General features: G+C 61.8%; 18 protein-coding genes. All 18 read left to right on the top strand.

All coding sequences use genetic code 11. The features are described from left to right. The first annotated feature begins 24 nt into the window (after nucleotides 1–24). The 18 genes from AC1UK9_RS03295 to ureA all read left to right on the top strand — a co-directional run bounded on the left by AC1UK9_RS03295 (nucleotide 25) and on the right by ureA (nucleotide 18,451). Complete coding sequence (locus AC1UK9_RS03295) at nucleotides 25–360, top strand: type II toxin-antitoxin system RelE/ParE family toxin (RefSeq protein ID WP_482579390.1); 336 nt, start codon at nucleotides 25–27, stop codon at nucleotides 358–360. Nucleotides 361–363: 3 nt separating this feature from the next. Further along, nucleotides 364–687, top strand: a complete 324-nt coding sequence (locus AC1UK9_RS03290) for a helix-turn-helix domain-containing transcriptional regulator (protein ID WP_025111781.1) — start codon at nucleotides 364–366, stop codon at nucleotides 685–687. Between the two features lie 112 nt (nucleotides 688–799). Further along, nucleotides 800–1,198, top strand: coding sequence for a DUF2946 domain-containing protein (locus AC1UK9_RS03285; protein WP_482579388.1), 399 nt, complete (start codon nucleotides 800–802; stop codon nucleotides 1,196–1,198). A gap of 48 nt (nucleotides 1,199–1,246) precedes the next feature. Further along, nucleotides 1,247–1,726 carry a copper chaperone PCu(A)C gene (locus AC1UK9_RS03280; RefSeq protein ID WP_025111783.1) on the top strand — a complete coding sequence of 160 codons (480 nt, stop codon included), beginning with the start codon at nucleotides 1,247–1,249 and terminating at the stop codon, nucleotides 1,724–1,726. A 21-nt stretch (nucleotides 1,727–1,747) separates the two neighbouring features. Beyond that, a complete protein-coding gene (locus tag AC1UK9_RS03275; protein ID WP_482579386.1) occupies nucleotides 1,748–2,194 on the top strand; it encodes a DUF2946 domain-containing protein in 447 nt (148 codons plus the stop codon). 85 nt (nucleotides 2,195–2,279) lie between these two features. Next, nucleotides 2,280–4,400 carry a TonB-dependent copper receptor gene (locus AC1UK9_RS03270; protein WP_482579384.1) on the top strand — a complete coding sequence of 707 codons (2,121 nt, stop codon included), beginning with the start codon at nucleotides 2,280–2,282 and terminating at the stop codon, nucleotides 4,398–4,400. Nucleotides 4,401–4,576: 176 nt separating this feature from the next. Next, nucleotides 4,577–5,956: a PepSY-associated TM helix domain-containing protein gene (locus AC1UK9_RS03265; protein ID WP_482579382.1), complete on the top strand. Its 1,380-nt coding sequence runs from the start codon at nucleotides 4,577–4,579 to the stop codon at nucleotides 5,954–5,956. A 150-nt stretch (nucleotides 5,957–6,106) separates the two neighbouring features. Beyond that, the gene (locus AC1UK9_RS03260; protein ID WP_482579380.1) at nucleotides 6,107–8,230 is read left to right on the top strand and encodes a TonB-dependent receptor; all 2,124 of its coding nucleotides are present in this window, start codon (nucleotides 6,107–6,109) and stop codon (nucleotides 8,228–8,230) included. Between the two features lie 114 nt (nucleotides 8,231–8,344). Further along, nucleotides 8,345–9,133: an ABC transporter ATP-binding protein gene (locus AC1UK9_RS03255; protein WP_473014351.1), complete on the top strand. Its 789-nt coding sequence runs from the start codon at nucleotides 8,345–8,347 to the stop codon at nucleotides 9,131–9,133. Continuing rightward, the gene (locus tag AC1UK9_RS03250) at nucleotides 9,130–10,077 is read left to right on the top strand and encodes an ABC transporter substrate-binding protein (protein ID WP_473014350.1); all 948 of its coding nucleotides are present in this window, start codon (nucleotides 9,130–9,132) and stop codon (nucleotides 10,075–10,077) included. Before AC1UK9_RS03255 ends, AC1UK9_RS03250 begins: the two co-directional genes overlap by 4 nt. Beyond that, a complete protein-coding gene (locus AC1UK9_RS03245; protein ID WP_482579377.1) occupies nucleotides 10,074–11,084 on the top strand; it encodes a FecCD family ABC transporter permease in 1,011 nt (336 codons plus the stop codon). The genes AC1UK9_RS03250 and AC1UK9_RS03245 overlap by 4 nt, the downstream gene beginning before the upstream one ends. 323 nt (nucleotides 11,085–11,407) lie before the next feature. Next, nucleotides 11,408–12,673, top strand: a complete 1,266-nt coding sequence (gene urtA, locus AC1UK9_RS03240; RefSeq protein ID WP_025111791.1) for an urea ABC transporter substrate-binding protein — start codon at nucleotides 11,408–11,410, stop codon at nucleotides 12,671–12,673. A gap of 164 nt (nucleotides 12,674–12,837) precedes the next feature. Beyond that, a complete protein-coding gene (urtB, locus tag AC1UK9_RS03235; protein WP_482579375.1) occupies nucleotides 12,838–14,340 on the top strand; it encodes an urea ABC transporter permease subunit UrtB in 1,503 nt (500 codons plus the stop codon). Further along, nucleotides 14,340–15,419 (top strand): urea ABC transporter permease subunit UrtC, encoded by a 1,080-nt coding sequence (gene urtC / locus AC1UK9_RS03230; RefSeq protein WP_482579374.1) that lies wholly within the window; start codon nucleotides 14,340–14,342, stop codon nucleotides 15,417–15,419. Before urtB ends, urtC begins: the two co-directional genes overlap by 1 nt. Then, the gene (gene urtD / locus AC1UK9_RS03225) at nucleotides 15,416–16,288 is read left to right on the top strand and encodes an urea ABC transporter ATP-binding protein UrtD (RefSeq protein ID WP_025111794.1); all 873 of its coding nucleotides are present in this window, start codon (nucleotides 15,416–15,418) and stop codon (nucleotides 16,286–16,288) included. The genes urtC and urtD overlap by 4 nt, the downstream gene beginning before the upstream one ends. Before the next feature lie 134 nt (nucleotides 16,289–16,422). After that, a complete protein-coding gene (urtE, locus tag AC1UK9_RS03220; protein ID WP_025111795.1) occupies nucleotides 16,423–17,121 on the top strand; it encodes an urea ABC transporter ATP-binding subunit UrtE in 699 nt (232 codons plus the stop codon). Nucleotides 17,122–17,151: 30 nt separating this feature from the next. Continuing rightward, a complete protein-coding gene (locus AC1UK9_RS03215) occupies nucleotides 17,152–17,991 on the top strand; it encodes an urease accessory protein UreD (RefSeq protein WP_025111796.1) in 840 nt (279 codons plus the stop codon). A gap of 157 nt (nucleotides 17,992–18,148) precedes the next feature. Beyond that, complete coding sequence (gene ureA, locus AC1UK9_RS03210) at nucleotides 18,149–18,451, top strand: urease subunit gamma (protein ID WP_025111797.1); 303 nt, start codon at nucleotides 18,149–18,151, stop codon at nucleotides 18,449–18,451. Nucleotides 18,452–18,458 lie beyond the last annotated feature (7 nt).

Genomic DNA, 18,458 nt, shown 5'->3' with positions numbered 1-18,458 from the left:
TATTTGTTACCTTCAGGGCCGGCCGTGATCACACTCGAAGAATATCTGGAAGAAGACCAATCAAGCCCGTTTGGCCAGTGGATTTCCACTCTGGGTGTACAGGCTGCACTCAAGGTTTCGACTGCCCTGATTCGATTGGAAATGGGCAACACTTCCAATATCAAGTGGTTCGACGGTCTAGGCGAATACAAAATCAATTGGGGCTCAGGGTACAGAATCTACCTGATACAAGAAGGAAAACGGCTGATCATCTTGTTCGGTGGAGGGGATAAATCCACACAGAAAAAAGACATCAAACAGGCGAAGGTATTGATTGCCGAATTTCGATCTCGAAAAAAAGCTGAACAGGACCGGAGGTAATTTATGGTTCTCACTCGAAGCTACAAACATTCAATAGCAGAACGTGCCCAACGTGATCCGGAGTTTGCTCAAGCACTGCTGGATGAGGCCGCGACGCTGTTCCTGAATGGCGAACCAGAAATGGCGAGAATAATTTTGCGGGATCTTGTCAATGCGACTGTAGGCTTCGAAGAGCTTGCAAGGGAGACCGAAAAGCCCAGTAAAAGCCTGCATCGAATGCTGTCAGCCAAAGGCAATCCGAGCATGGACAACCTGGCCAAAATATTTTCGGTAATCCGCGCTACGCTTGGTGTGGATATGCAGGTTCATGCCGTACCTGTGAATTGACCAAGTCATTGAAAAACCCCGTGCGACACAAAACCGCACGACGTCTTTTTACTTATCGGCCCTGATCAGGCTAAATAGCCGCGCCTGATCGCCCACCCAACGGATCTGTCCCATGAACCGACACCGGCTAGCCATTGCCTGGATCGCCTGCTTTGCAGTGCTGTTCAACATGCTCGCCATGCCGATGACCGGAGCGATGGCGCAGGCGGCCAATTCACCGGCCGAACAATTGCTGTGGAGCAGTTTCTGCACCGGCAGCGGGACGAAGATGGTGGCGATCAACATCGGCACCCCGGAGCAGAAAGCCCCGTCCAATGACACCCATTCCAACATGCAGCATTGCTGGTGCTGCTCGGGCTCAGCGCCGCTGGTGGCGTTGCCGGGTCATACACCGCAGCTGTATTTCGCCCACTATGCAAGCAATCGCAGCGTGGCGCCGCCCTCGTTGCAAACACCGACACCGCGCCAGCAATGGCCGAGCCTCAATCCCCGCGCCTCGCCTCTGGTTTGATTTGTTCTCGCAATTGACCTGCGTATCAAATCGTTCTGGAGAACTGCCATGTTGAACAAATTCTTCGTCATCGCTGCGCTGTTGCTGCCGGCGTGCTTCGCCCATGCCCACGAATACAAGGCGGGCGAGCTGGAAATCGCTCACCCGTGGTCGCAGGAGCTACCGCCCAACGCGCCGACCGTCGCCGCTTACTTCGTGATCAGCAATCCCGGCAAGACAGACGACCGCTTGCTCAGCGTCGATTCGCCAATCACAGACCAAGCGCAGTTGCACGAGCATGTGATGCAGGGCGACCTGATGAAAATGCAGCAGGTGCCCAATGTCGTGATCCCGGCCGGCGGCAAGGTGACGTTCGCGCCAATGGCTTATCACGTGATGCTGCTCAACCCGAAAGACCGCAACCTGCTCAGCGACGGCAAACGCTTCCCGCTGACCCTGCATTTCGAGAAAGCCGGTGACGTGACGGTCGAGGTCGCGGTGCAGAAGAAGCCGCCGCAAGAAACCCAGGCGCACGATCACGCCCAGTAACCGATCCGGCTGACCACGCCCGTGCGCCCGCAACGCGCCGGGGCGTCCAGCCTGCACCGCCAGAGCCAGACTCTGACCCGCGGTAGCTGGATCGCCCTGTTCGCCATGTTGATGATCTTCATCGGCCCGCTGATTTCTCAGTCGATGCCGATGGATCAGCACGCCTCGACTTCCATGCCAATGAGCATGGACATGTCGATGGACATGCCCGGCATGGACCATTCCGCGCACGGTGCACAACCGGCTGCCGAACACTGTCCGCCGCAATCCTCGCACCACGCCCTGTGGGAAAAGTGCGGTTATTGCAGCCTGCTGTTCAACTGCCCGGCGCTGACCGGTGGCGGCAGCTTCGCCACGTTCAGCATCGCTCACGTCAACACCTTCACCCCGTCCTCCCCGCGCCTGGGCCATGCCCGGCAAACCTTCTTCCCCGGCGCCCGCACCCGCGCTCCGCCCATCGTCGCGTAAACACCGCACCTTTGATTGCACACGGTTGAGAAGACAGCTTCAGGCTGCCGGCCGTGTCGTTTACGACTGTTTGATGGAAATTGTCATGTCCAGGTTTTCCGCTGTTCCACGCTTGAGCGCAGCTCAGGCGTCCTTCGCCTTGAACGAATCGCGCATTCGTTTCTCGCACGCTACCGCCGTCCTTTGCGGCGTCCTGCTGTCCCCGCTGGTGCTGGCCGATGACCACGCCGGGCACAACGAAGAACTCAGCCCGACGGTGATCACCGCAATCGCCCCCAGCTCGCCGCTGACCATCGTTACCAACCCCAAGGACCCGCGCCAGCCGGTACCCGCCAGCGACGGCGGCGATTACCTGAAGACCATTCCGGGCTTTGCCCTGGTGCGCAATGGCGGTACCAACGGCGATCCGGTACTGCGCGGCATGTTCGGTTCGCGCCTGAATATCCTCACCAACGGCAGCATGCTGCTCGGTGCCTGCCCCGGCCGCATGGATGCACCGACCTCGTACATCTCGCCGGAAACCTACGACAAACTCACGGTGATCAAAGGCCCGCAAACCGTGCTCTGGGGCCCGGGCGCATCGGCCGGCACGGTGCTCTTCGACCGTGAACCGGAAAGCTTCGGCGAACTCGGCACCCGGGTGAACGCGAGCGTGCTGGCCGGCTCCAACGGGCGCTTCGACAAAGTGGTTGATGCTGCCGCCGGCGGGCCGTTGGGCTACGTGCGGGTGATCGGCAACACCGCGCACTCCGACGACTATCGCGACGGCAACAACGACACCGTGCCGTCGCGCTACGACAAGTGGAACGGTGACATCGCCGTCGGCTGGACCCCGGACGCCGACACCCTGATCGAACTCACCGCCGGCAAGGGCGACGGCGAAGCGCGTTACGCCGGACGCGGCATGGACGGTTCGCAGTTCCTGCGTGAAAGCCTCGGGCTGCGCTTCGAGAAATCCAACATCACTGACGTGCTGGAGAAGCTCGAAGCGCAGGTCTACTACAACTACGCCGACCACGTGATGGACAACTACACCCTGCGCACGCCGTCCGGCACCGGGATGATGGCCGGGCCCATGGCGTCCAACGTCGACCGCCGCACCCTCGGCGCGCGGATCAAGGCGACCTGGCGCTGGGCCAATATCCAGTTGATCACCGGTCTCGATGCGCAGACCAACGAACACCGCCAGCGCAGCGGCATGGGTATCGACACCTACAAGGATCAGCCGTACACCAAGGACGCCGATTTCCATAACTACGGCGTGTTCAGCGAAATGACCTGGTACGCCGCTGACCGTGATCGCCTGATCACTGGTGCCCGTGTCGACCGCGCCTCGGCCAAGGATTACCGACAGAGCATTGGCTCCGGGATGATGAGCCGCCCGAACCCGACCGCCGACGACACCCGCGCCGACACCCTGCCCAGCGGCTTCGTGCGTTACGAGCATGACCTGGCTGACAGCCCGACCACGCTCTATGCGGGCCTCGGCCACGCGCAGCGTTTTCCGGATTACTGGGAGCTGTTTTCGCCCAAGTCAGGCCCGGCCGGTTCGGTGAACGCTTTCGATTCGATCAAACCGGAAAAGACCACCCAGTTCGACTTCGGCGTGAACTACAAGAGTGCCGACCTTGAGGCCTGGGCCTCGGGCTACATCGGCGTGGTGCGCGACTACATCCTGTTCGACTACACGCCGACGATGATGGGCATGAGCACCTCCCGCGCACAAAACATCGACGCACGGATCATGGGCGGCGAACTCGGCGCTGCGTACAAGCTCACCGACAACTGGAAAGCCGACGCGACCCTGGCCTACGCCTGGGGCAAAAACAGCAGCGACGGCAAAGCCCTGCCGCAAATGCCGCCGCTGGATGCGCGTTTCGGCCTCACCTACAGCGAAGACAACTGGAGCGCCGGCGCGCTGTGGCGCGTGGTCGCGGCGCAAAACCGCATCGACCAGAACAAGGGCAACGTAGTCGGCAAGGACTACGACAAGAGCGGCGGCTTTGGCGTGTTCTCGCTCAACGGCGCCTATCGGATCAACAAGAACTGGAAGGTCAGCACCGGCGTCGACAACCTGTTCGGCAAGGCTTATGCCGAGCACTTGAACCTGGCGGGCAACGCCGGTTTCGGCTACCCGGCCAACGACCCGCAAGCGATCAATGAACCGGGGCGCACGCTCTGGACCAAGGTCGACATGAGTTTCTGACAAAGAGGCACGCCCTGCCTTTGCAGGAGCGGGCTTGCTCGCGAAGCGGTGTATCAGGCGCCAACAATGTTGAGCGTGCCGCCGTCTTCGCGAGCAAGCCCGCTCCCACAGGAGTGCAGCGGTGACGTTACCGATACAGAACAACTAAAAGATCCAAGCCAAGCGGAGCACACGTGATGCAAAAGCCCAAAGCGAATTTCTACAACCTGGCCTGGCGTTGGCATTTTTACGCCGGGCTGTTCGTCGCCCCTTTCATGGTGATGCTGGCCCTGACCGGCATCATCTACCTGTTCAAACCGCAACTCGATTCACTGATGTACAGCAGCTTGCTCAAAGTACCGGCCGGGCATCACACGGTGCCGGCCGATGACCTGCTGCAACGGGTGAAAAGCGCTTATCCACAGGGCCAGATCACCCAGTACCTGCCGCCAGCGAATGCCGAACGCAGCGCGCAATTCGTGGTGAAAAACGAAGGTCACGAACTCAACGTTTTCATCGATCCGTACCACGGCGATATCCTCGGCGAGCAGGATGCCAGGCAGAACCTGCAGGCCATCGCCCGTGCGATTCACGGCGAACTGATGATCGGCACCGTCGGTGACCGCTTGATCGAACTCGCCGCCGGTTGGGGCGTAGTGCTGGTGGTGTCGGGGGTGTTTCTGTGGTGGCCGCGAGGTCAGTCCGCCGGGATTCTGTGGCCGCGACTGAACAGCCGCGGGCGCGTGCTATGGCGTGATCTGCATGCGGTCACCGGGTTCTGGGGCGCGGCGTTGTTGCTGGTGATGCTGCTCAGCGGCATGACCTGGACCGGGTTCTGGGGCAAGCAGTACGCCCAGGTGTGGAACGTGTTCCCGGCCGCCATGTGGAACAACGTGCCAACCTCCGACGTCGAGGCCGGCAGCCTCAACAACGCCGCGCGCCAGACCGTGCCGTGGGCGATGGAAAACACGCCGATGCCGATGTCCGGCGACCATGCCGAGCACATGGCCCACGGCGGCATGCAGCACGGCCCTGCCGCGCCCGCCATCAGCCTGCAAGCGGTGCAGAACATCGCAATTGAACGCAAGGTCGAGCCGGGCTACAGCATCACCCTGCCGACCACCGCCACCGGGGTGTTCACCATCGCCGTATTCGCCGACGATCCGCGCAACGACGCCACCCTGCATGTCGATCAGTACACCGGCAAGGTCCTCGCCGATGTGCGTTTCGAGCAGTACGGCGCGGTGGCGCGGGCCACGGAAATCGGCGTAATGCTGCACGAAGGCAAGATGTTCGGCACCTTCAACCAGATCGTCGTGTTGCTGATCTGCCTGATGATTCTGCTCAGCGCCGTCAGCGGTGTGGTGATCTGGTGGAAGCGCCGCCCGCAGGGCAAGTTCGGCGTGCCGCCGCTACGTCATGACCTGCCGAAATGGAAAACCGGCGTGGCAATCATGGTGGTGCTGGCGGTGATTTTTCCGCTGGTGGGGGCTTCGCTGGTGGCGGTCTGGTTGCTGGATCGAGTGCTGCTGTCGCGTCTTGGGCGCCAACCTGAATCTGCCTCAACTTCATCATGAAACAGGCGAGATGCGCATTTTAGACAGTTCTTTAAACTGCCGGCTCTTATTAGCCGGCATTTTTTAGTGTTACTGTATAACCCATATTTGCCACTCTGCCCGCGGCCAAAAGCTGCGGGCTTTCTTTTGAAGAAGTGATTCACCACCCCGATGAACAAGTACCTCTTGTCCAGCCTCTGCCTGTTCGCCCTGAACCACGCCAATGCCGACAGCCAACCGCTGACGCTGCCCACCGGCACCATCAGCGCACCGGCCATTGACGACGAAAGCGTCAGCCTGACCACGCCGACCACCGCCGGTTCACGCCTGAACCTCAGCGCCATGGAAACCCCGGCCAGCGTCGAAAGCCTCAGTGGCGAACAAGTGCGTGCCCGTGGCGATCGCAGCGTGCAAGACGCCGTGTCGCGCAGCACCGGCATCAGTCGCACCGGTACCCCAGGCGATGGCGGCACCTCGTTGCAGGCACGCGGTTTTACCGGGCAGAGTTCGGTGATGCAGTTGTATGACGGCAACCGCATGTACACCGGCATGGGCACCGCGACCTTCCCGGTCGACACCTGGTCGGTGGAGCGCGTCGATGTGCTGCGCGGCCCGGCCTCGGTGCTGTACGGCGAAGGCGCGACCGGTGCGGTGGTCAACGTGATTGCGAAAAAACCGTTCAGCGGCGAAATCGAAAACCATCTGCGCGTCGGCTACGGCTCATATGATCGTCAGCAGCAGGCGTTCGACAGCGGTGGTTCGCTGACCGATACCCTGAGCTATCGCCTCAATCTCAATCGCCTGCGCAGTAACGGCTGGATCGATCGCGGCGACTCCTCCAGCGACTTCATCAGCGCCGCCCTGCGCTGGCAGGCTACCGATGATCTGGCTTTCACCCTCGCCCATGACTACGGGGACCAGCGGCCACAAAACTACTTCGGCACACCACTGATCAACGGCCGGCTGCAGGACAGCCTGCGCAACAAGAACTACAACGTGCGCGACGACAAGCAGCACTACAACGACCAATGGACGCGCCTGACCACTGACTGGCAGATCAACGATGCGCTCAGCGCCAGCAACGAACTGTATTACCTCAAGGCCCAACGCCGCTGGCAGAACGCCGAGAACTACAACTTCGACACCACCACGCAACAACTCAGTCGCAGCGGTTACTTCGGTATCGGCCACCAACAGGAGCAGGTCGGGGACCGCCAGACCTTCACCTTCAAGCACTCGCTGTTCGGCCTCGACAGCCAGACCGTGACCGGCGTCGATTACAACCGCATCCGCTTCCAGCTCAACAGCAACTCACCGTTCAACGACGTGTTGCCGAACGGCCAGGCGCTGGACCTGTATCACCCGCAACCGGGCAACTTCGAAAGCGCCAACCCGTACCGTGATCAGTTCGACAGCACCACGAAACAGATGTCGCTGTTCGCCGAAAACCGCACGCAACTCAGCGAGCGCTGGTCGCTGGTGACCGGTGTACGCCGCGATTACGTGCACGTTGATCGCAACAATCTGGTGGACGGCAGCCAGAGCGACAAGACCCTGACCGGCAACAACTGGAAGGCCGGACTGGTGTTTGCGCTGACGCCCGAGACCTCGTTTTACGCTCAGGTCGCGACCAGCACCGACGGTATCGGCGGCCTGATATCCCTGAGCCCCAGCCAGCAGCAGTACGACCTGTCGACCGCACGACAGACCGAGATCGGCATGAAGCAGTTGTTCTGGGATCAGCGCGGCGAGTTCACCCTGGCGGCCTATCGCATCGTCAAAAAGAAGCTGCTGACGGACGATCCGGGCAACCCGACGCTCAAGCAGCAAGTCGGCCAGCAATCCTCCAATGGCCTGGAAGCCAGCCTCGACCTGCAATTGCCCCACGCCTGGCAACTGCAGGCCAACGCTGCAGTCGTCAAAGCCAAGTACGATGACTTCTCCGAAGTGGTGAATGGGCAAACCCTGTCGTATAACGGCAACCGCCCGGTGGACGTGCCACGGCGCACCGCCAATCTGTGGCTGAACAAAAAACTCAGCGATGACCTGAAGGCCGGTGCCGGCGTGCGTTACGTCGATGCGCGCTACGCCGACATGGCCAACCGCAACGAGCTGCCGAGCTACACCGTGGTCGATGCCACGCTGTCGTGGCAAGCCTTGCGCAACACCACGCTGGGCCTGCAGGTGAACAATCTGTTTGACCGCCAATACGCGCAAAGCCAATACAATGAGGGCCAGCAATGGATTCTCGGCGAGCCGAGATCATTCTTCGTCACCGCGGATTACACCTTTTGATGTACCGGCGCCTTCGCGAGCAGGCTCGCTCCCACATTGAAATGCACTCCATTGTGGGAGCGGGCCTGCTCGCGAAGGCGCCATCAGCAACACCGAATATTTCAGAGTAGACGCATGACCTCACTGACCCTCGCCAACCTCGCCTGGACACCTCTGGGCCACGGCCACTGCCATCACCAGTTCCAGCTGCGTGACGCCTCGTTGCAGGTGGCTGCCGGTGAGTTTGTCGGTTTGATCGGCCCCAACGGCAGCGGCAAGACCAGCCTGTTGCGCTGCGCCTATCGCTTCAGCCAGCCGGAAAACGGTGAGGTCAGACTCGATCACCACAATGTGTGGAAACAGTCCTCGCGCTGGTGTGCACAACGCATCGCCGTGGTCCTGCAGGAATTCCCCGATGCCTTCGGTCTGACCGTCGAGGAGGTCGTCGCCATGGGCCGCACACCGCACAAAGGCCTGTTCGATGGCGATACGCTGGAAGACCGGAATCTTGCGACTCAGGCGCTCAAATCAGTGGGCCTCGACGGCTTCGAAGACCACGCTTTCGCCACGCTTTCCGGTGGTGAAAAACAGCGCGTGATCCTCGCCCGCGCCCTGACCCAGCAACCGCAACTGCTGATCCTCGACGAGCCGACCAACCACCTCGACCCGCGCTATCAGCTCGAACTGCTGCAACTGGTCAAGCGCCTGCAGATCGGCACACTCGCCAGCATCCACGACCTGAACCTGGCCGCCGCCTTCTGTGACCGTCTGTACGTGATCAATCACGGGCGCATCGTCGCCAGCGGCACGCCGCAAGAAGTCCTCACCGTCGAACTGCTGCGCGAGGTGTTCGGCGTCGAAGCGCTGATCGATTCCCATCCCCTCCACGGCTACCCGCGAATCACCTGGATAACCCGACCATGACTGTGCGTTCCCTGCTTTGCGTCGCTCTTTTGTTGTGCAGTGCTCAAGCCCTGGCCGAGGCCACGAAGTACCCGCTGACCGTTCACAGCTGCAACCGCGAAGTGACCTTCAAGCAAGCGCCAGGGCATGCGGTCAGCCACGACATCAACATGACCCAGATGATGCTCGCGCTCGGCCTCAAATCGCGCATGGCCGGGTACAGCGGTGTCAGTGGCTGGAAGTCGGTGACGCCCCAGATGCAGTCGCTGCTCGACGGTTTGCCGGAGCTGGCCGCGAAGTACCCGTCGGTGGAAACCCTGCTCAACGCCAACGTCGATTTTTTCTTCGCCGGCTGGGATTACGGCATGCGTGTCGGGGGTGATCTCACTCCGCAGACCCTGCAACCGCTGGGCATCAACGTCTATGAGCTGACCGAATCCTGCGCCTTCGTGATGAAGCGCCCGGCGGCGACGCTGGAGGACACCTACAACGACCTGCGCAACCTCGGCAAAATCTTCGACGTGCAGGATCGCGCCAACGCCCTGATCGCCGACATGCAGCAGCAGGTCGCCGAGATCCGCAAAGACCTGCCCGCCAGCCAGCCGCGCGTGTTCCTCTACGACAGCGGCGAAGACCGCGCCATGACCTCCGGCCGACTGGGCATGCCGCAGGCGCTGATCGATGCCGCGGGCGGGCGCAACATTCTCGATGACGTCGAGGCGAGCTGGACCCGGGTCAACTGGGAGACCGTGGTCGAACGCAATCCGCAGGTGATCGTGATCGTCGACTACAGCGAAATCACCGCCGATCAGAAGATCGAATTTCTGCTGAAGAACCCGGCGCTGCAATCGGTTGACGCGATCAAGAACCAGCGCTTCATCGTCATCCCTTACGTGCAGGCCACGCCGGGGATCGATAACGTGCTGGCGGTGGAAACCCTGGCCAAAGGGTTCCACGGCGAATGATCGACCGTCGCTACGCCCTGTTGCTGATCGCCCTCGGCGCCGTGTTGCTGGTGTCGTGCGTGGTCTCGCTTGGCTTCGGTCCCGCCCGGGTGCCGGTGGAGGTGGTGTGGCGGATTCTGCTGCACAAGGCCTTCGGTCTCGGCGACGTGAGCTGGAGCGCCGGACAGGAACACATCGTCTGGCTGATCCGTGTGCCGCGCATGTTGCTTGGGGCGTTGGTGGGTGCCGGTCTGGCGTTGATCGGCGCGGTGCTGCAAGCGGTGACGCGCAATCCACTGGCAGATCCGCACCTGCTCGGCGTCACCTCCGGCGCAACGTTGGGCGCCGTGATCGTGGTGTTGCACATCGGTGAAATCGTCGGCCTGCTGACCTTGCCGATTGCTGCGTTCATCGGTGCGTTGCTGAGCATGTTTCTGGTGCTGGGCATTGCCAATCGTCAAGGCCGGCTCGAGAGCGACCGGTTGCTGCTGTGCGGTGTGGCGGTGTCGTTCGTGATGATGGCGATCGCCAACCTGCTGCTGTTCATGGGCGACCACCGCGCCAGCTCGGCGGTGATGTTCTGGATGCTCGGCGGTCTTGGCCTGGCGCGCTGGGAATTGCTGGCGGTGCCGGCCCTGAGCGTGCTGCTCGGTCTCGGTTTGCTGTTGGGCATGGCCCGACCGCTGAACGCACTGATGGCCGGCGAGCAGACCGCCGTGACCCTCGGCCTGAACGCCCGGTCGGTGCGTTTGCGGGTGTTTGTGATCGCCTCGCTGATGACCGGCGTGCTGGTGTCGATCAGCGGCTCGATCGGTTTTGTCGGGCTGATGGTGCCGCACATTGCCCGGCGTCTGGTCGGCGCCGAACATCGCCGCCTGCTGCCGGCCTGTGTGTTGCTCGGCAGCCTGTTTCTGGTCTGGGTCGATGTCGCCGCCCGGACCCTGATCGCGCCGGAAGACCTGCCCATCGGCGTCGCCACCGCAGCCATCGGCGGCGTCTTCTTCATCGGCCTCATGCGCCGCCGCTAATCCAACACAGAACAACGTGGGAGCGAGCCTGCTCGCGAATGTGGAGAGTCAGTCAACAGCATTGCTGAATGACACACCGTATTCGCGAGCAGGCTCGCTCCCCCAGTGGACGGCGTCGTTCGTGAAACCCGCGCCCTAATCTGGCGCATTCGAGCGCACCGTCACACGCGCCTCGTTCCTTCATGGTGCACCCCACCAACACGCAACCGCTCTAAACCGACATTTTCCTGCCCGACCCCGACCGGGCACAGCCCTTGCAAAACACACCTTCAGTCGTCCGCATCTGCCAACCAGAAAAATTAAACGTTCATGGAGATCGCACAATGAAGCGTCGCAGTTTGATCAAGGCTTTCACACTCACGGCAAGCATTGCCGCGATGGGCATGACCTGGACTGTCCAGGCTGCCGAGACCATCAAGGTCGGGATTCTGCATTCGTTGTCCGGCACCATGGCGATCTCCGAAACGTCGCTCAAAGACATGGCGCTGATGACCATCGACGAGATCAACGCCAAGGGCGGGGTGAACGGCAAGATGCTCGAACCGGTGGTGGTCGACCCGGCGTCGAACTGGCCGTTGTTCGCGGAAAAGGGCCGGCAGTTGCTGACCCAGGACAAGGTCGCGGTCGTGTTCGGTTGCTGGACCTCGGTGTCACGCAAATCGGTACTGCCGGTGTTCGAAGAACTTAACGGCCTGCTGTTCTACCCGGTGCAATACGAAGGCGAAGAAATGTCGCCGAACGTGTTCTACACCGGCGCCGCACCGAACCAGCAAGCGATCCCGGCGGTTGAATACCTGATGAGCGAGGAAGGCGGCAGCGCCAAGCGCTTCTTCCTGCTCGGCACCGACTACGTCTACCCGCGCACCACCAACAAGATCCTGCGCTCGTTCCTGCACTCCAAAGGCGTGGCCGACAAGGACATCGAAGAGGTCTACACCCCGTTCGGTCACAGCGACTACCAAACCATCGTCGCCAACATCAAGAAATTCTCCGCTGGCGGCAAGACTGCGGTCATCTCCACCGTCAACGGCGACTCCAACGTGCCGTTCTACAAAGAGCTGGCCAACCAGGGCCTGAAGGCAACCGATGTTCCGGTAGTGGCGTTCTCGGTAGGCGAAGAAGAACTGCGCGGCATCGACACCAAACCGCTGGTGGGCAACCTCGCGGCGTGGAACTACTTCGAGTCGGTCGAGAACCCGGTGAACAAGAAGTTCGTCGCTGACTGGAAGGCCTACGCGAAAAAACACAACCTGCCGGGCGCCGACAAAGCCGTGACCAACGACCCGATGGAAGCTACTTACGTCGGCATCCACATGTGGGCGCAGGCGGTCGAAAAAGCCAAGTCCACCGACGTCGACAAGGTCCGCGAAGCGCTCGCCGGCCAGACCTTCGCCGCGCCGTCGGGCTACACCCTGACCATGGACAAGACCAACCACCACCTGCACAAGCCGGTGATGATCGGCGAGATCCAGGGCGACGGTCAGTTCAACGTGGTGTGGCAGACCGAAGGCCCGATCCGCGCGCAACCGTGGAGTCCGTTTATCGATGGCAACGACAAGAAGCCCGATTATGCGGTGAAGAGCAACTGAGTCATTGGGTGTCAGCCTTGCGCTTGGCGTGAGGCCGGCACAGTCCCCCTGTGGGAGCGGGCTTGCTCGCGAAAGCGGTGTGTCAGACGACTGACGTGTTGAACGTGAGTCCGCTTTCGCGAGCGAGCCCGCTCCCACCCATAGTCCGCGCAAGGCGACTCTTTATGCCGACTACCCTTTACCGTTTCATTCTTGCCATCGCACTGTTGTTGCCGATGACCGCCTTTGCCGGCGAAGCCGAAGACTTCGTCGCCGCCAACCCCGTGCAGCAAGCGAAACTGCTGGAAGCCTGGGCTGCGCAACCCGATCCGGCCCGCATCGCGCTGATCAACGCCCTGCAACAAGGCGAATTGACCATCGACGGCCAAGCCAAAACCCTGCGCCTGAACAATCGCCTGCGGGGTCTGATCGACACCGCACTGGCCAGCCACCAATTGCTCGCCGCCGACGCCAAAACCCGTCTGAGCGCTGCGCAGCAATTGCAGAAAAGCGCCAAACCCGCGCAGCTGAAATTCCTCGACCAGCAACTGGCTGGCGAAAAAGACGAAAGCGTCCACGCCGCCCTGAGCCTGGCCCTGGCCAACCTGCAACTGGTGGATGCCGACTCGGCGGTGCGTCTGGCCGCCGTGCGCCTGCTCGGTGAAACCGGCGACCCACTGGCCCGCACTCGCCTCGAAGGCTTGCTCGAACCCGGCGTCGAAAGCGATACCGGCGTGCGCACCGCCGCCGAAACCAGCCTCGCTCAGGTCAAGCGCAAACTGCTGATCGGTGAAGTGTTGGGCCAGGCGTTCAGCGGCATGTCCCTCGGTTCGATTCTGCTGCTCGCGGCACTCGGGCTGGCGATCACCTTCGGTCTGCTGGGCGTGATCAACATGGCTCACGGCGAGATGCTGATGCTCGGTGCCTACTCGACCTACGTGGTGCAGTTGATGTTCCAGCGCTACGCCCCGCAAGCCATCGAGTTTTATCCGTTGATCGCGCTGCCGGTGGCGTTCCTGGTCACGGCGGCAATCGGCATGGCGCTGGAGCGCACGGTGATTCGTCACCTCTACGGCCGGCCTCTGGAAACCTTGCTCGCCACCTGGGGCATCAGCCTGATGCTGATCCAGTTGGTGCGCCTGCTGTTCGGTGCGCAGAACGTTGAAGTGGCGAATCCGGCCTGGCTGTCCGGCGGCATTCAAGTGCTGCCGAATCTGGTGCTGCCGTACAACCGCATCGTGATCATCGCCTTCGCCTTGTTCGTGGTGGTGCTGACCTGGCTGCTGCTGAACAAGACCCGCCTGGGCCTCAACGTGCGTGCGGTCACGCAGAACCGCAACATGGCCGCCTGCTGCGGCGTGCCCACCGGACGCGTCGACATGCTCGCCTTCGGCCTCGGCTCGGGCATCGCCGGCCTCGGTGGCGTGGCGCTGAGCCAGATCGGCAACGTCGGCCCGGACCTCGGTCAGAGCTACATCATCGATTCGTTCCTGGTGGTGGTGCTCGGCGGCGTCGGCCAACTGGCCGGTAGTGTGCTCGCGGCGTTCGGTCTGGGCATCGCGAACAAGATTCTTGAGCCGCAGATCGGTGCGGTACTGGGCAAAATCCTGATCCTCGCGTTGATCATTCTGTTTATCCAGAAACGTCCGCAAGGCCTCTTCGCACTGAAAGGACGGGTGATCGACTGATGAACCAGCCTCTATTAGTCACCGCCACACAGAAGGCCGGGCCGAAAGTCACGATCGCAGTCGGGGCGCTGATGCTCGCACTGCTGATCGCCCTGCCGCTGCTGTCATTGTTGGCGCCGGACAGCGCGCTGCACGTCTCGGCGTACACTCTGACGCTGGTCGGCAAAATCCTCTGTTACGCCATCGTCGCCCTGGCGCTCGATCTGGTCTGGGGTTACGCCGGTTTGCTGTCGTTGGGCCACGGCTTGTTCTTCGCCCTCGGCGGCTATGCGATGGGCATGTACCTGATGCGTCAGGCGGCTGGCGACGGCCTGCCGGCGTTCATGACGTTTCTGTCGTGGAGCGAATTGCCGTGGTACTGGAGCGGCACCAGCAGTTTCATCTGGTCGATGTGTCTGGTGGTATTGGCGCCGGGGCTACTCGCGTTGGTGTTCGGCTTCTTCGCCTTCCGCTCGCGGATCAAGGGCGTGTATTTCTCGATCATGACCCAGGCCCTGACCTTCGCCGGCATGCTCCTGTTTTTCCGCAACGAGACCGGGTTCGGCGGCAACAACGGCTTCACCAATTTCCGCACGATTCTGGGGTTCGGCATCACCGAGCCGGGCACCCGCGCGGTGCTGTTTCTGGCCACGGTGTTGCTGCTGGTGGCGAGCCTGTTCATCGGCTGGCGTCTGGCGCAGAGCAAGTTCGGCCGGGTGCTGACCGCGCTGCGCGATGCGGAAAACCGCCTGATGTTCTGCGGCTACGACCCGCGCGGTTTCAAGTTGTTCGTCTGGGTTCTGAGCGCAGTGTTGTGCGGTCTGGCCGGGGCGTTGTACGTGCCGCAGGTAGGGATCATCAACCCCAGCGAAATGTCGCCGACCAACTCCATCGAAGCCGCCGTGTGGGTCGCCCTCGGCGGGCGCGGGACGTTGATCGGCCCGCTGCTCGGCGCTGGCGTGGTCAACGGCATGAAGAGCTGGTTCACCGTGGCCTTCCCCGAATACTGGCTGTTCTTCCTCGGTGCACTGTTCATCGTCGTGACGTTGTACCTGCCCAAAGGTGTGATCGGCCTGCTGAAGAAACGAGGTGAGCAATGAGAGTGACAGCGAGCGCTGAATTCATGCTGGAACCGGCGTTTTTTCCGCCGCTGGAACCGAACAAGGACGCCGGCACCAGCCGTGATGCACTCGGTCTCGGCCAGCGCGTCGGCCCCGGGCTGAATACCCGCCACGGCACAATCCTGACCCTGGAAGACATCAGCGTCAGCTTCGACGGCTTCAAGGCGCTGAACAATCTGAACCTGTACATCGGCGTCGGCGAGTTGCGCTGCATCATCGGTCCCAATGGCGCGGGTAAAACCACGCTGATGGACGTGATCACCGGCAAGACCCGGCCCAGTCATGGCAAAGCGTGGTTCGGTGAAACACTCGACCTGACGCAGATGAGCGAAGTGCAGATCGCCCAGGCCGGCATTGGCCGCAAGTTTCAGAAGCCAACGGTGTTCGAAGCGTTGAGCGTGTTTGAAAACCTGGAACTGGCGCAAAAAACCGACAAATCGGTGTGGGCCAGTCTGCGCGCACGCCTGAGCGGCGAGCAGCGCGAGCGCATCAGCGAGGTGCTGGAGACCATTCGCCTCACCACATCGGTCAATCGTCCGGCAGGCCTGTTGTCCCACGGCCAGAAACAGTTTCTGGAGATCGGCATGCTGCTGATGCAAGACCCGCAGCTGTTGTTGCTCGACGAACCGGTGGCGGGCATGACCGATGCCGAAACCGAATTCACCGCCGAACTGTTCAAGTCGCTGGCCGGCAAGCATTCGCTGATGGTGGTGGAGCACGACATGGGCTTTGTCGGCTCGATTGCCGACCATGTGACGGTGCTGCATCAGGGCAGCGTGCTGGCCGAAGGCTCGCTTGAGCAGGTGCAGGAAAACGAGCGGGTGATCGAGGTCTACCTCGGCCGCTGAACTGCAAACACCTTTCCAAACTGTAGGAGTGAGCCTGCTCGCGATAGCTGTGTATCAGATAAGTAGGCGTTGACTGACACGCCGCTATCGCGAGCAGGCTCACTCCTACAAGGGGATTTGAGGAGATTTCGAACATGCTGCAAGTCGACAAACTGCACCAGTACTACGGCGGAAGCCACATCCTGCGTGGCCTGAGCTTTGACGTGAAGGTCGGCGAGGTCACCTGCCTGCTCGGGCGCAACGGCGTGGGCAAGACCACCCTGCTCAAGTGCCTGATGGGCCTGCTGCCGTCCAGGGAAGGTGGGGTGAATTGGGAAGGCAAAGCGATCACCACGCTCAAGCCGCACCAGCGTGTGCACGCCGGGATCGCCTATGTGCCACAGGGCCGGGAAATCTTCGGCCGGCTGACGGTGGAAGAGAATCTGCTGATGGGCCTGTCACGGTTTCCCGGCAGCGAAGCGAAAGAAGTACCAAGTTTCATCTACGAACTGTTCCCGGTGCTGCTACAAATGAAGCAGCGGCGCGGTGGCGACCTGTCCGGCGGCCAGCAACAGCAACTGGCGATCGGTCGCGCACTGGCCAGTCGCCCGCGTTTGCTGATCCTCGACGAACCCACCGAAGGCATTCAGCCGTCGGTGATCAAGGAGATCGGCGCGGTGATCAAGACACTCGCGGCCCGTGGCGACATGGCGATTTTGCTGGTGGAGCAGTTCTACGATTTCGCCGCGGAGCTGGCCGATCAGTACCTGGTGATGTCCCGGGGCGAGATCGTGCAGCAGGGTCGCGGTGAAAATATGGAGGCCGAGGGTGTACGAGGTCTGGTAACGATTTAATCTGTAGCTTCCTAACGATAATTACAAACCATGAATCTAGCGCTTCCCACTGCCCTGTTTACCCCAAGCTGGCACGCCGAGCTGGAGCTGGCCTACGCCCGCTTCGGCGACTGCACGCGCCCGGTTCAACGTCGCCACCTCGGCCCGCTGCGGGTGCAAAAGCACCTGTACGCCGAAGGCCCTGAGGTCTGCCAGCACATTATCGTCCACCCACCGGGCGGGATCGCCGGCGGTGACCGGCTGAACATCAGCGCCCGCGTCGAACCGCACGCCTGGGCGCAGATCACCAGCCCCGGCGCGGCCAAGTGGTATCGCGCGGCGGGGCCGGCGTATCAGCAACTCGATTTGAAAGTGGCGGCTGGCGCGACGCTCGAATGGCTGCCGCAGGAAACCATCGTCTACAGCGCCGCCCAGGCGCAACTCACGACCTCGATCGAGCTTGAGGGCGATGCGCGGCTGTTCTACTGGGACGTGGTGGCGCTGGGTCGCCCGGCCAGCGGCGAGCGTTTCGACCTCGGACATTTTCAGGCGCACCTGGATATTCGCCGCGACGGCCGCTTGCTCTGGCACGAGCGCCAGCGTATCAGCGGCAATGACGGCCTGCTCGACTCGCCCATCGGCCTGGATGGCAATCCGGTGTTTGCGACGCTGCTGGTCACCGGAGAAATCGATGCCGAACTGCTGGAGCGTTGTCGATCGCTGGGCCATGAGGTGCGCGGCGATCTGACCCAACTGCCAGGGTTGCTCGTCGCCCGCTGCCTGGCGAGCGAGGCGCTGCTGGCCCGCGCCTGGCTGATCGACCTGTGGCGCCTGCTGCGCCCGGCCTTGCTCGGCCGCGAGGCCCAGCCACCCCGAATCTGGAACACCTGAAATGCATTCCAATGTGGGAGCGAGCCTGCTCGCGAAAGCGCTGTATCAGTCACCTCAAATATTGATTGGGCCGACGCCTTCGCGAGCAGGCTCGCTCCCACAGAGATCTGTGCCAACAGTCCCGACTCTTTTCAATCTGCCCTGATGGATACCCACAATGGACCTGACCCCACGCGAAAAAGACAAGTTGCTGATATTCACCGCCGGCCTCGTCGCCGAGCGCCGCCTGGCGCGCGGTGTGAAACTCAATTACCCGGAAGCCATGGCCTTCATCTCCGCAGCGCTGCTTGAAGGCGCACGGGATGGCCAGACCGTGGCCGAACTGATGCACTACGGCACTACCCTGCTGAGCCGCGAGCAGGTGATGGAAGGCATCCCGGAAATGATCCCGGAGATCCAGGTCGAAGCAACGTTCCCCGACGGCACCAAACTGGTCACCGTCCACCAGCCCATCGTCTGAGGCCGCG

The sequence above is a fragment of the Pseudomonas sp. AK-TSAG1-1 genome (assembly GCF_056821665.1).
The sequence above is the reverse complement of the archived record's forward strand: the minus strand, read 5'-3'. Positions and strand labels throughout refer to the sequence as shown.